We start from the raw sequence: 12,912 nt of genomic DNA, 5'->3' as shown, positions 1-12,912 counted from the left end.
AAGGACTATCGCCGCGTCGCCACCCGCTACGACAAGCTCGCCGCAAACTACCTCTCCGGCGTGCTCATCGCCGCAACCGTCTGCTACTGGGCCAAATGAGTCCGGACCCTAGCCGACGAACCCCGCCGCCCGCCGCAATCGGTCGTTGATGGCCTCGCCGAGGCCTTCGCCGGGGATCGGGGAAACCGCGATGCCCGCAGGCTTTTCGCGGTCGGCCTCCCGCAACCGCCGGAACAGGTTGGCCGCCGCCTCCCGCAGGTCGCCCGTCGGGCTCAGGCTCCAGCGCGGATCGCCGACACCCGGACCGAAGCCGAGCAGAATCTCGCCGGGCCCAGCCGTCGCGGCCTCGATCCGGACCGGAGCATCCGGGGCGTAGTGCAAGGTCAGCCGGCCAGGCGAGCGATGCCCCTCCCCGCCCCGGTCGAGCGGCCCGACCACGGCCTCGATCTCTGCGCGCGTCACCGAGCCGGGACGCAGCAGGGCGACGCGGCCGTCCAGCACCGAAACCACGGTGCTCTCGACCCCCACCGCGCACGGCCCGCCGTCGATGGCGGCGCCGGCGGCGAAGCCCGTCTCCTCGACCGCATCGGCGAAGGTGGTGGGGCTGGGCCGGCCCGAGCGGTTGGCCGACGGCGCCACCACGGGGCGGCCGAAGGCGGAAATCAGCGCGCGGGCGCGGACGTGGCCGGGCACGCGGACGGCGACGCTGTCCAGCCCGGCGCGGGCCAGATCGCACACGCGGGTCCGGTCCCGGACGGGGGCGACCAGGGTCAGGGGGCCGGGCCAGAAGGCTTTGGCCAGCGCCCGCGCGCGGTCGTCGAACCCGGCGATCGCCTCGGCCTGCACGGCGTCTGCGACATGGGCGATCAGGGGATTGAAGCGCGGACGGCCCTTGGCCTCGAAAATGGCGGCGACGGCCCGGGCGTCGCCGGCGTCGGCGGCCAGGCCATAGACCGTCTCGGTCGGCAGGATGACCAGTCCGCCGGCCTTCAGCACCTGGACGGCCTCGGCGTCGGACACGCCTATGCGGCGCGCGCCTGAAGCGCCACCCGCACCGTCACCTGCCGTCCGACCAGTCCGTTCCACGGCCCCGATGTTCCTATGCCGAAGTCCGCGCGATCCAGCGTCAGCGCGCCCGCCAGATGCGCCCGCTGCCCGCTGATGCGCAAGTCCAGCGGGAAGGCGACCTGACGGGTTCGCCCCTTCATCGTGATGTCGGCATGGGCCGTGTAGCGATCAGGGCCCAGCGGTTCCAGCGACTTCAGATCGAAGCGGATGACCGGATAGCGGGCGGCGTCGAGAAACGCCGGACTGACGGCCCTCCGGGACGCGACCGCCGGGGACATCCTCAGGGACGCCGCCTGGACCGTCACCGAGGCCCGCGCGCTTTCGGGATGGGCGGGATCCAGAACCACGGAGCCGCGCCAGTCCTCGAACCGCCCCGTATGGGAGCCGCCGAATGCGCGGACGGACATCTCGATGCGCGACGCCTCCCGGTCAAAGGTCCACGGCGCCGGGGCCGCCCCGGTCAGGAGCGGGGCCAGAAGGGCGACCAGCAGGGCGACGAACAGCCTCACGGCCGGCGCGGGATCAACGGAATCATCCGGTGGAGCACATTGTCCCGGTCGATGAACTGGTGCTTCAGCGCGCCGAGCACATGCAGGGCGATCAGCACATAGAGGCCCTTGACGACGACGCCGTGGATGTCGATCAGCGAGCGATACCCCTCCCGGCCGCCCCCGATCGGCAGCAGCGGCCAGTCGAACAGACCAAACCAGCTGAGTTCACCGCCCCTCGCCGAGACCGCCGCCCATCCGGTCAGGGGCAGGGCGATCAGGAGGACGTAGAACAGGATATGGGTCGCCCCCGCCAGGAGCTTTTCCCACCGCTTCATCGTATCAGGCAGCGGCAGGGCGGGATTGGCGATGCGCCAACCGATCCGGACGAGGGTCAGGACCAGGATCAGCATGCCGGACGCCTTGTGGATCTCGACGAACTGGCGCGCCAGCGGACCTTCGGTCGCCTCGTGCGCGGTGATCAGCAGCACCTGCGCCAGGATCAGCGCGGCGAGGAGCCAGTGCAGGATCAGCGAGACGGTCGAATAGCGGTTGCGCGGCTCAGCCATGGCGGACTCCCTGGGTCGCCTTACTCTGGCCCGTCGGCGGCTCTTCGCCAAGCCACAGCTTGCATGCCCCGGCGGCAAGGCGGCATGAACGTCGGAACAGTCCGAACCGAGATCCTGGCCCATGACCTACCGCGCGCCCGTCCGCGACATCGCCTTCGCCCTCCAGGCCGTGGCCGGCATAGACCAGGTCGCCGCCACCGGCGCCTTCCCCGACTATGACGCCGAGGTGCTGGGCGCCGTGCTGGAGGCGGCGGCGCAGTTTTCGGAAGGCGTGCTGGCGCCGCTGAACCGCATCGGCGACCAGAAGGGGTCGACCTGGGCCGACGACGCCGTCACCGCCGCACCGGGGTTCGCCGACGCCTATCGCCAGTTCGCCGCGGGCGGCTGGACCGGCCTGTCCGCCCCGGCCCACGCCGGCGGTCAGGGCCTGCCCAAGGCGCTGGAGCTCGCGGCCTATGAGACAGTACATGCTGCATGCATGGCCTTCGGCCTGTGCCCGATGCTGTCGCTGGCCGCCATCGAGGCGCTCGAGGCCCACGGCACGCCGTCGCAGAAAGAGCTTTACCTGTCCCGGCTGGTGTCGGGCGAGTGGACCGGGGCCATGGTCCTGACCGAGCCGCAGGCCGGCTCGGACCTCGGGGCCCTGACCGCCACGGCGACGCCGAACGGCGACGGGACCTACGCCCTCAACGGCCAGAAGATCTTCATCACCTGGGGCGACCACGACGCCACCGACAACATCGTCCACATGGTGCTGGCCCGCCTGCCCGACGCCCCGCCCGGACCCAAGGGCATCAGCCTGTTCCTCGCCTCGAAATACCTCGCCGCGCCGGACGGGACCCTGGGCGAGCGCAACGCCTTCCGGCCCGTCGGGGTCGAGCACAAGCTGGGCATCCACGCCTCGCCGACCTGCGTCATGTCCTATGAGGGCGCGACCGCCGAACTGGTCGGCCAGCCGAACCAGGGCCTGGCCCATATGTTCGTCATGATGAACGCCGCCCGCCTCGCCGTCGGCGTCGAGGGCGTCGGCATCGCCGAGCGGGCCTATCAGCACGCCCTCGCCTACGCCCGCGAGCGGCGTCAGGGCCGGTCGGTCTGGACCGGCGAGGCCAACGCCCCGATCATCGACCATCCGGACGTGCGCCGCACCCTGTCGGTGATGAAGGCCAAGGTGGCCGCCGCCCGCGCCATCTGCCTGTCCACGGGGGTGGCGGCCGATCTGGCGAAGCACGCGGCGACGGAAGAGGACCGCCGACGCTGGAAGGGCCGCGAGGACCTGTTCACCCCCATCGCCAAGGCCTGGTCCACCGACGTCGGCTGCGAGGTCGCCTCGTCGGGCGTCCAGATCCACGGCGGCATGGGCTTCATCGAGGAGACCGGCGCGGCCCAGCACTATCGCGACGCCCGCATCGCCCCGATCTACGAAGGCACCAATGGCATCCAGGCCATGGACCTCGTCGGGCGCAAGCTGTCGATGGACGGCGGCCAGTCGGCCCGCGACCTGATCGCCGACATGAAGGCGACCCTGGCGAAACTGCCGCGCCTGTACTCCGGCAAGCCGCTGGAACGGTTCGCGGCCGCCGTCGCAGCGGTCGAGGACGCCACCCTGTGGCTGCTGGACCGCAAGGCCGCCGCCGACGGGGGCGCCGACGTGCTGGCCGCCGCCGACGCCTATCTGAAGCTGCTGGGGGACGTCGCGGGCGGCTGGATGCTGGCCCAGGGCGCGCTCCATGCCCGCGACCAGCTGGACGGCGGCCAGGGCGACCCGGCATGGCTGGAAGGCAAGATCACCCTGTACGAGGTCTATGCCGCCAATGTGCTGGGCCACGCCTCAAGCCGGCTGGCCGCCGTGGGTCAGGGCGGGGCCCTGCTGGAGCGGATGAGCGTGGACGTGCTGGCGGGGTGACCTCAACGCTCTCCCTCCCCTTCATGGGGAGGGTGTCGGCGAAGCCGACGGGTGGGGTATGACAGGTCGGGCAGCGCCTCAGGGAGGGCGCCGTCACACCCCACCCGACCTCGCTGCGCTCGGCCACCCTCCCCATGAGGGGGAGGGAGAGATGTGTGATCAGAGGTGGATCACCCGCCCATAGGCGTCCAGCGCGGCCTCGTGCATGGCCTCGGACATGGTCGGGTGGGGATAGACGATGCCGTGGATGTCCTCTTCCGTCGCCTCCATGGCGATGGCGGTGACGAAGCCCTGGATCATCTCGGTGACCTCTGCGCCGAGCATATGGGCGCCGATCAGGGCGCCGGTCTTCGCGTCGAAGATCACCTTGACGAAGCCCTCGATCTCGCCGGCGGCGACGGCCTTGCCGTTCACGCGGAAGGGGAAGCGGCCGACCTTGACCTCGCGTTTCGCCTCGCGCGCACCCTGTTCGGTGATCCCGACCGAGGCCACCTGCGGCTGGGCGTAGGTGCAGCCGGCGATGGGCGAGTTCACGTTCGGGGTCTTGTAGCCGGCGATGTGTTCGGCGGCGTGGATGCCTTCGTGCGAGGCCTTGTGCGCCAGCCAGGGCGCGCCGGCGCAGTCGCCGATGGCGTACAGCCCCTTCACATTGGTCTGGCAGTGGCCGTCGATGGTGATGTGGCCGCGGTCCATGTTGACGCCCAGCGCCTCCAGACCGATGCTGTCGGTGTTGGCGGTGATGCCGACCGCCGAGATGCAGACCTCGGCTTCCAGCGTCTCGGCCTTGCCGCCGGCCTCGATGGCCACCTGCACGCCCTTGCCGCCCTTCGACACCTTCGTCACCTTGCAGCCGGTGCGGAATTTCATGCCGCGCTTCTCGAAGGCCTTCTGCGCCGCCTTTGACACCTCCTCGTCCTCGACCGGCATGATGCGGTCGACGGCCTCGACCACGGTCACCTCGGCCCCCAGGGCGCGGTAGAAGCTGCCGAACTCGACGCCGATGGCGCCCGAGCCGATGACGACGATGGAGGCGGGCATCTTTTTCGGCGCCATGGCCTCGCGATAGGCCCAGATGCGGTCGCCGTCGGCCTCGAGGCCGATCTGCGGAAGGGCCCTGGCGCGCGCGCCGACGGCCAGGATCACAGCCTTCGCCTCGACCGTGCGCGACCCGCCGGCCTTCAGGGCGACGACCACCTTGGGCGCCCCGGAGGCGCCACCTGGGCCCTTCTCCAGCTTCGCCGCGCCTTCGATCACCTCGATCTTGTTCTTCTTCATCAGATAGGCGACGCCCTTGTTCATGGTGGCGGCGACGCCCCGGGAACGCTGGATGATGGCGTCGAAGTCGAAGCCGGCGTTGTCGGCGGACAGGCCGTAGTCCTTGAGGTGCGACAGGCTCTCGTACTTCTCGCCCGACTTCAGCAGGGCCTTGGTCGGGATGCAGCCCCAGTTCAGGCAGATGCCGCCCAGGCTCTCGCGCTCGACGATGGCGACCTTCTGGCCCAGCTGGCTGGCGCGGATGGCGGCCACATAGCCGCCCGGGCCGGAACCGATGATGATGAGGTCGAATTCCATGGTTTTTCCGCTGGTTATAGTCACAGGCCGCTGTCGCGAATCCACGCCTCGGAGACGGCTTTTCCGCGCGCCATGTCATCGACCACGAGGATCATCTGATGATCATGGTCACTGTACAGGACCTCGATATTGACGCCGGCCTCGGCCATCCGGCGGGTCAACTGGCCCAGCTGCCCCGGCGTGTCCTGCCTCAGTCGCTGGACCAGGACATCGTTCTCGGCGACGACCCGGATGCCGGCGTCCTCGAGGGCCCGGCGCGCCGCCGCGCCGTCCGCGAACAGGAAATGGGCCACGCCGCCCCCGGCCGTCGTCCAGGCGCCGCCGCCCTCGATGCTGACCCCGGCCCGCGACAACGCCTCGCCCATGTCGGCGAGGGCGCCCGGGCGGTCGTCCAGCAGGATCGAAAGGTCCTTCACGTCAGATCAGCCTGTCGATATCGGCCTTGATGGCCTCGGGTTCGACCTGGGGGGCGTAGCGGGCGACCACCCGCCCCTCCCGGTCGGTCAGGAATTTGGTGAAATTCCATTTGATGTCGCGGCTGCCGAGGAAGCCCTTCTTCTGGCTGGTCAGCCAGGCGTAGAGCGGGTGCCGGTTCGGACCGTTGACCTCGACCTTGTCGAACATCGGAAAGTCGACGCCATAGGTGGCGGAGCAGAAGCTGGCGATCTCGGCGGCGCGGCCGGGCTCCTGCTGGCCGAACTGGTTGCAGGGGAAACCCAGCACCTCGAACGGTTTGTCCGTATACTGACGATGCAGCGCCTCCAGTCCGGCGTACTGGCCGGTGAAGCCGCATTTGGACGCCGTGTTGACGATCAGCAGGGCCTGCCCACGGTATTGCTCCAGCGCCTGCTCGGCGCCGTCGATGGCCGTGGCGCTGAAATCATAGACCGTGGTCACGCCGCGTCTCCGCTCAGGCCAGCATCGTCACGGGATCTTCGATCATCGCCTTGAAGACCTGCAGGAATTTGGCTCCGATGGCGCCGTCCACCACGCGATGATCGCAGGTCAGGGTGACCGTCATCACCGTGGCGACGGCCAGCTGGCCGTCCTTGACCACGGCCCGCGGCGCGCCGGCGCCCACGCTCATGATCGCGCCCTGGGGCTCGTTGATGATCGAGGCGAACGACTGGATGCCGAACATGCCGAGGTTGGACACCGAGAAGGTGCCGCCCTGGAATTCCTCGGGCTTCAGCTTGCGGTCGCGGGCGCGCTTGGCCAGGTCCTTGGACTCGGTCGCGATCTGCGACAGGGACTTGGTCTCGGCCGCGCGGATGATCGGGGTGATCAGGCCGCCGTCGATAGCCACCGCCATCGCCACGTCGGCGTGGTGGTGCATGGCGATGCCCTCGGGCGAATAGCTGGCGTTGGCCTCGGGCACCGCCTTCAGCGCCATGGCCGAGGCCTTGATGACGAAGTCGTTGACCGAAACCTTGACGCCCGATGTCTCGAGCATCGCATTGACCCTGGCGCGCGAGGCCAGCAGGCCGTCGATCTCGCAATCGATGTTCAGCGGGAAATGCGGCACGTCGCGGAAGCTGTCGGTCAGGCGCCGCGCGATGGCCTTGCGCATGCCGTCGAGCGGGATCAGGTCGTAGCTGCCGTCGGGTATGCCCATCTGGGCCAGGGACTGGACCTTGCGGACCTCGCCGGCCGGCGCCGCGGCGGTCTGGGCGGCCGGAGTCTGAGCCCCGCCTTTGACGCCCTCGACATCGCGTTTGACGATGCGGCCGTGGGGGCCGGTGCCCTTGATGGATTTCAGGTCGACGCCCTTCTGCGCCGCGATCCGCCGGGCCAGCGGCGAGGCGAAGACGCGTTCGCCGTCCGCTTTCGCGGGGGCGGACGGGGATTTCGGGGCGGCGGCGGCGGGCGCCGCGACAGCCTCGGCCTTGACCGGTGCGGCCCCGGGGACCTCCGCCGGAGCCGCGGCGGCCTTCGGCGCCGGGGCGGCCGCGCCGCCCTCGTCCTTGAGGCGGGCGATCGGCGTATTGACCTTCACCCCCTCAGAGCCCTCGGCCACGAGGATGTCGGTGACCTCGCCCTCGTCGACGGCCTCGACCTCCATGGTCGCCTTGTCGGTTTCGATCTCGGCGATGACGTCGCCGGCCTTGACCACGTCGCCGACCTTGACGTGCCATTTGGCCAGAACGCCCTCTTCCATCGTGGGCGACAGGGCAGGCATCAGGATGTCGGTCATTGCACGCTCCCGGGCGTGGAGGCCGGCTCGGCCACGGTCTGGACGTTGTCCGCCTTGATCACGTCGGACAGCCCCGTCAGAATCCGCTGATAGGCCTCACGTTCATTGTGGCCATGCCGGACGGCGTAGCCGTGCGCCATGTGTTTGGCCGCATAGGCCAGCATCTGACCGAACTGAAGCGGGTCGTTGAAGGCGGGCTTGACCGACATGACCGGCTCGCCCTTCGACCACCACATCCGCATGATCTCGACGGCCTCGGGGTCGGCCGCGACGCTCTCGGGCGTGATCAGCTGGAATTCCGGCTTCTCGCTCATGCCATCACCCGTTTCACGGCGGCGATGATCTTGTCCACGCCCGGCAGCGACAGGGCTTCCAGATTGGCGGCGTAGGGCAGAGGCACATCCTCCTGATGCACCCGCAGCGGCGGCGCATCCAGATAGTCGAACGCGTGTTCGATGACCCGGGCCACGACCTCGGCGCCGACGCCCATCGGACCCCAGCCCTCCTCGGCCGAGACCAGGCGGCTGGTCTTCTTCACGCTTTCGACGATGGTCTCGTGGTCGAGCGGACGCAGGGTGCGCAGGTCGACGACCTCGCAGCTGATCCCCTCCCCGGCCAGCGTCTCGGCGGCCTGCAGGGCGAAGCCGACCATGCGGCTGTGGGCGGTGATGGTGACGTCGGTCCCCTCGCGGCGGACCTTCGCCTTGCCGATCGGGACCAGCCAGTCCTCCACTTCGGGGACGTCGAACTCCAGACCGTACATCATCTCGTGCTCGAGGAAGACGACGGGGTTGGGGTCGCGGATGGCCGACTTCATCAGGCCCTTGGCGTCGGCCGCGTCATAGGGGGCGATGACCTTCAGGCCCGGCACCTGGGCGTACCAGGCGGAATAGTCCTGGCTGTGCTGGGCGCCCACGCGGCTGGCGGCGCCGTTGGGGCCGCGGAAGACGATGCTGGCGCGGATCTGGCCGCCCGACATGTAGAGCGTCTTGGCCGCCGAATTGATGATGTGGTCGATGGCCTGCATGGCGAAGTTGAAGGTCATGAATTCGACGATCGGCCTCAGGCCGGCCATGGCCGCGCCGACGCCGAGGCCGGCGAAGCCGTGCTCGGTGATCGGGGTGTCGACCACCCGTTTGTCGCCGAACTCCTGAAGCAGTTCGCGGCTGACCTTGTAGGCGCCCTGGTACTGGGCGACCTCCTCGCCGATCAGGAACACCTTGTCGTCGCGGCGCATCTCCTCGGCCATGGCGTCGCGCAGGGCGTCGCGGATGGTGGTCTTGACCATTTTGGCGCCGGCCGGGATCTCGGGATCGCGCAGTTCGACCTTCGGGCTCGGGGCCTGCGGCGGCGCCTTTTCGGGATCGCCGGTCTTGGCCTCGGCGGCCGGTTTCGTCTCCGGCGTGGTCGAAGTCTCCGTCGTCGCCGGAGTCGTCGTCGCGGCGTCTCCGGAATCGCCGGATTTCGTCGTCGAATTCCCCGCCGAATCCTCGCCCGCCAGACGGGCGATCGGGGTGTTGACCTTCACGTTCTCGGCGCCCTCGGCGACGAGGATTTCAAGCACCTCGCCCTCGTCGACGGCCTCGACCTCCATGGTCGCCTTGTCGGTCTCGATCTCGGCGATGACGTCCCCGGCCTTGACCGTGTCACCCGCCTTGATGTGCCATTTGGTCAGCGTGCCCTCTTCCATCGTGGGCGACAGCGCCGGCATGAGAATGTCGGTCATTTCTTAGTTCCGCACCTTGGATGGATGGTCATCGGGGTTGCCGCTCCGCCGAACCGCCCGCCCCAGCAACAAACGAGCGAGAGCATAGGAAATCAGACTCCCGAAAAGCCCCCCAAAGACCAGGAGGAAGATTCCCCAGAAAGCTCCGAGTGTGGCGAATACGTTCGGATCGAAAGCGAAAGCGCCCAGCGCAATCACCAGTCCAATCAGGAAGGCCGCGGCCGCATAGGCCATCGCCAGGTTCCGCCGATCTTCACGTGTCCACGTCCAACCGGAACCCTTGGCATAGGCTCTTCCGGCCACGAGGCAGGCGACCGCGAACGAAGGGATCCAGCTTGCGCTTGAGCCTCCATCAAAGCCGAACTGACTGTCGAGGAGGAGAAAAATCACCCCCAGGGCGACCGTCGCGACGATATTCACCGTGGCGAACAAGGCCAAATTCCTGAGTGGGACGCCGAACATCACCTACGCCTCCACATAGACGTCGGTATAGAGCTCGGACGGGTCCGGCTCCGGGCTTTCCTGGGCGAATTGAACGGCTTCGGCGACGATGGTCTTCACCTCGGCGTCGATCGCCTTGATCTCGTCCTCGCTGGCCTTCGCCTGCTCCAGCAGCATCTTCACGTGGTCGATGGGGTCACGCGTTTTCTTGACCTCGTCGACCTCTTCCTTGGCCCGGTATTTGGCCGGATCCGACATGGAGTGGCCGCGATAGCGGTAGGTCTTCATCTCCAGGATGAAGGGCCCGCCGCCTTCGCGGGCGCGCTTCACGGCCTTGGCCACCGCGTCGCGCACGGCCAGGACGTCCATGCCGTCGACCTGTTCGCCGGGGATGCCGAAGCTGGCCCCGCGCTCGCTCAGCCGGGTCGTCGAGGACGAGCGTTCGATGCTCGTGCCCATGGCGTACTGGTTGTTCTCGATGATGTAGATGGCCGGCAGCTTCCACAGCTGGGCCATGTTGAAGCTCTCATAGACCTGGCCCTGGTTGGCCGCGCCATCGCCGAAATAGATGAAGGCGACCGAGTCATCGCCCCGGTAGCGACCGGCGAACGCCAGGCCGGTGCCCAGCGCCACCTGCGCCCCGACGATGCCGTGACCGCCGTAGAAGCCGGTGGCGGTGTCGAACATGTGCATCGACCCGCCCTTGCCCTTGGACGAGCCGCCGATGCGGCCGGTCAGCTCGGCCATGACCTGTTTCGGGTCCATGCCGGCGCACAGCATGTGGCCGTGGTCGCGGTAGCCGGTGATGATCTTGTCGTGGCCCTGGCGGACGCTCTCCTGAACGCCCACGGCCACGGCTTCCTGGCCGATGTACAGGTGGCAGAAGCCGCCGATCAGACCCATGCCGTACAGCTGGCCCGCGCGCTCCTCGAACCGGCGGATGAGGACCATCTCGCGATAGAAGCGCAGCAGGTCTTCTTTCGAAGCCGCCGGCGTATTGGGCAGTTTTGTCGCCTTGCTGGAATCAGCTTTGGCGGCGGGGGCTTTCGCCATCCGTCATCTCCCGGCTGGGCCCTCGCCGAATGGCAGGATGCAGGGCCTCTTGTCGTTACGGAAAGGGGCTTTAGCAGCCTTCGTTCCCGAAACGCAAAGCGCTCCGGTCAAGCTGTAACGAAAGTTCACGCCCGCGGTGCGGAAGCCCTCGGCGTCGCCGGCGCGGAGACCCGGATCACATAGTCGCGCGGGTCGCTGAAGCCCAGCACGGCGCGCGCGCGCTCCTCGAGCAGGTCTCGCGAGAGACTGTCGGTGCGCAGATAGCGGACGCGGACCTCGAGGTCCCGCCGCTGCTCCATGATTCCCGCAAGCTGGGTCTCGCGGCGCACCAGCATGGCGTCGCGCTCATGACCGCTCAGCAGACCGCGCTGACCGGTCAGGGCCTGGACGCCCAGATAGACGATCAGCAGCAGCAGGATCGCTGACGGGAAATAGGGCTTCATCCGGTCGGGCACTTTTGGACGCTCCTTCTGAGCGCGGACTCAAGATTGAAAGAGTCTGACCGAAAATGCCTAACGAACCGTAGCTTGGCCGTAGAATCTGCGAAGCGGCGCCTAGCGATTCAGCAGCATGCCGTCGCCGAAATAGGCGCCCTGATCGCCCAGCATCTCCTCGATGCGGAGCAACTGGTTGTACTTGGCCGTGCGGTCGGACCGGGCCAGCGAGCCGGTCTTGATCTGTCCGCAGTTGGTGGCCACGGCCAGGTCGGCGATGGTCGAATCCTCGGTCTCGCCCGAGCGATGGCTCATCACGGCGGTGTAGCCGGCGCGATGCGCCATATCCACGGCGTCAAGAGTTTCGGACAAGGTGCCGATCTGATTGACCTTCACGAGGATCGAATTGGCCAGGCCCTCGCCGATGCCGGCGGCCAGGCGGGCCGGGTTGGTGACGAACAGGTCGTCGCCGACGATCTGGCAGCGGTCGCCCAGACGCTCGGTCAGCATCCGCCAGCCGTCGAAATCATCCTCGGCGCAGCCGTCCTCGATCGAGACGATCGGGAAGCGCTCGCACAGGTCTGCAAGGTAGTTGACCATGGCGTCGGCCTCGAGCGTCTTGCCCTCCCCGGCCATGACGTATTTGCCGTCCTTGAAGAATTCGGTCGCGGCGACGTCGAGGCCGAGGTGGAAGTCCTCGCCGGCCAGATAGCCCGCGGCCTGACCGGCGCGGGTGATGAAGCTCAGCGCCTCCTCGGCCGAGGCCAGATTGGGGGCGAAGCCGCCCTCGTCGCCGACATTGGTGTTGTGACCGGCGTCCTTCAGCTGCTGGCGCAGGGCGTGGAAGATTTCCGAACCCATGCGCAGGGCTTCCGAAAAGCTCTCGGCGCCGGTGGGCAGGATCATGAACTCCTGGATGTCGATCGGATTGTCGGCGTGGGCCCCGCCGTTGATGATGTTCATCATCGGCGTCGGCAGGATGCGGGCCGAGACGCCGCCGAGGTAGCGGTGCAGCGGCAGGCCCGAGCTGATGGCGCTGGCCTTGGCGCAGGCCAGGCTGACGCCGAGGATGGCGTTGGCGCCCAGCCGGCTCTTGTTCTCGGTGCCGTCGAGAGCGATCAGGGCTTCGTCGATGCGGCGCTGGTCCTCGGCGTCCATGCCGGACAGGGCGTCGAAGATCTCGCCGTTGACGTTGTCGACGGCCTTGCCGACGCCCTTGCCGCCCCACACGTCCTTGTCGCCGTCGCGCAGCTCCACCGCCTCATGCGCGCCCGTCGAGGCGCCCGAGGGCACGGCGGCGCGGCCGAAGCTGCCGTCATCGAGGATCACATCCACCTCGACCGTCGGATTGCCGCGGCTGTCGAGGATCTGGCGGGCGACGATGTCGGCGATGTCGGTCATGGGAGCGCTCTGCTGTCAGGGAAGTCGGCGGGGTTTAGCGCAGGCCCCGCCGAATCGCCA

14 protein-coding genes and 1 pseudogene are annotated in these 12,912 nt (G+C 68.3%); 2 read left to right on the top strand and 13 right to left on the bottom strand.

What is annotated here, in order from left to right; all coding sequences use genetic code 11:
* Positions 1-99 (top strand): annotated as a pseudogene (locus WC555_RS06935) (IS5/IS1182 family transposase); the annotation flags it as partial.
* Positions 100-108: 9 nt separating this feature from the next.
* Here WC555_RS06935 and WC555_RS06930 read toward each other — a convergent pair.
* The 3 genes from WC555_RS06930 to WC555_RS06920 are packed head-to-tail and all read right to left on the bottom strand — an operon-like array spanning position 109 to position 2,125.
* Positions 109-1,020 (bottom strand): L-threonylcarbamoyladenylate synthase, encoded by a 912-nt coding sequence (locus tag WC555_RS06930; protein ID WP_373252416.1) that lies wholly within the window; start codon positions 1,018-1,020, stop codon positions 109-111.
* Positions 1,021-1,022: 2 nt separating this feature from the next.
* Positions 1,023-1,577: a YceI family protein gene (locus WC555_RS06925; protein WP_373252414.1), complete on the bottom strand. Its 555-nt coding sequence runs from the start codon at positions 1,575-1,577 to the stop codon at positions 1,023-1,025.
* A complete protein-coding gene (locus WC555_RS06920; protein ID WP_373252412.1) occupies positions 1,574-2,125 on the bottom strand; it encodes a cytochrome b in 552 nt (183 codons plus the stop codon). Before WC555_RS06920 ends, WC555_RS06925 begins: the two co-directional genes overlap by 4 nt.
* 121 nt (positions 2,126-2,246) lie before the next feature.
* On the opposite strand from WC555_RS06920, the gene WC555_RS06915 reads away from it, so the two are divergent.
* Positions 2,247-4,031: an acyl-CoA dehydrogenase gene (locus tag WC555_RS06915; protein WP_373252410.1), complete on the top strand. Its 1,785-nt coding sequence runs from the start codon at positions 2,247-2,249 to the stop codon at positions 4,029-4,031.
* 159 nt (positions 4,032-4,190) lie between these two features.
* Here WC555_RS06915 and lpdA read toward each other — a convergent pair whose 3' ends face one another.
* The 10 genes from lpdA to eno all read right to left on the bottom strand — a co-directional run bounded on the left by lpdA (position 4,191) and on the right by eno (position 12,852).
* Positions 4,191-5,603, bottom strand: a complete 1,413-nt coding sequence (gene lpdA / locus WC555_RS06910) for a dihydrolipoyl dehydrogenase (RefSeq protein WP_373252408.1) — start codon at positions 5,601-5,603, stop codon at positions 4,191-4,193.
* A gap of 20 nt (positions 5,604-5,623) precedes the next feature.
* Positions 5,624-6,019, bottom strand: coding sequence for an amino acid-binding protein (locus WC555_RS06905; protein WP_373252406.1), 396 nt, complete (start codon positions 6,017-6,019; stop codon positions 5,624-5,626).
* A gap of 1 nt (position 6,020) precedes the next feature.
* Positions 6,021-6,500: a glutathione peroxidase gene (locus tag WC555_RS06900; RefSeq protein WP_373252405.1), complete on the bottom strand. Its 480-nt coding sequence runs from the start codon at positions 6,498-6,500 to the stop codon at positions 6,021-6,023.
* A gap of 13 nt (positions 6,501-6,513) precedes the next feature.
* Entirely contained in the window at positions 6,514-7,797 is a 1,284-nt protein-coding gene (locus WC555_RS06895) for a pyruvate dehydrogenase complex dihydrolipoamide acetyltransferase (protein WP_373252403.1), read from the bottom strand.
* Positions 7,794-8,111 (bottom strand): DUF5076 domain-containing protein, encoded by a 318-nt coding sequence (locus WC555_RS06890; protein WP_373252401.1) that lies wholly within the window; start codon positions 8,109-8,111, stop codon positions 7,794-7,796. Before WC555_RS06890 ends, WC555_RS06895 begins: the two co-directional genes overlap by 4 nt.
* Positions 8,108-9,523: a pyruvate dehydrogenase complex E1 component subunit beta gene (locus WC555_RS06885; RefSeq protein ID WP_373252399.1), complete on the bottom strand. Its 1,416-nt coding sequence runs from the start codon at positions 9,521-9,523 to the stop codon at positions 8,108-8,110. Before WC555_RS06885 ends, WC555_RS06890 begins: the two co-directional genes overlap by 4 nt.
* Positions 9,524-9,526: 3 nt before the next feature.
* Positions 9,527-9,985 (bottom strand): ABZJ_00895 family protein, encoded by a 459-nt coding sequence (locus WC555_RS06880; protein ID WP_373252423.1) that lies wholly within the window; start codon positions 9,983-9,985, stop codon positions 9,527-9,529.
* A 3-nt stretch (positions 9,986-9,988) separates the two neighbouring features.
* Positions 9,989-11,017: a pyruvate dehydrogenase (acetyl-transferring) E1 component subunit alpha gene (gene pdhA, locus WC555_RS06875; protein WP_373252398.1), complete on the bottom strand. Its 1,029-nt coding sequence runs from the start codon at positions 11,015-11,017 to the stop codon at positions 9,989-9,991.
* Between the two features lie 125 nt (positions 11,018-11,142).
* Positions 11,143-11,460: a septum formation initiator family protein gene (locus tag WC555_RS06870; protein WP_373252421.1), complete on the bottom strand. Its 318-nt coding sequence runs from the start codon at positions 11,458-11,460 to the stop codon at positions 11,143-11,145.
* 111 nt (positions 11,461-11,571) lie between these two features.
* Positions 11,572-12,852 carry a phosphopyruvate hydratase gene (gene eno / locus WC555_RS06865; protein WP_373252396.1) on the bottom strand — a complete coding sequence of 427 codons (1,281 nt, stop codon included), beginning with the start codon at positions 12,850-12,852 and terminating at the stop codon, positions 11,572-11,574.
* Positions 12,853-12,912 lie beyond the last annotated feature (60 nt).

It is taken from the genome of Brevundimonas sp. (genome assembly GCF_041648615.1).
Classification (GTDB): Bacteria; Pseudomonadota; Alphaproteobacteria; order Caulobacterales; family Caulobacteraceae; genus Brevundimonas.
The sequence above is the reverse complement of the archived record's forward strand: the minus strand, read 5'-3'. Positions and strand labels throughout refer to the sequence as shown.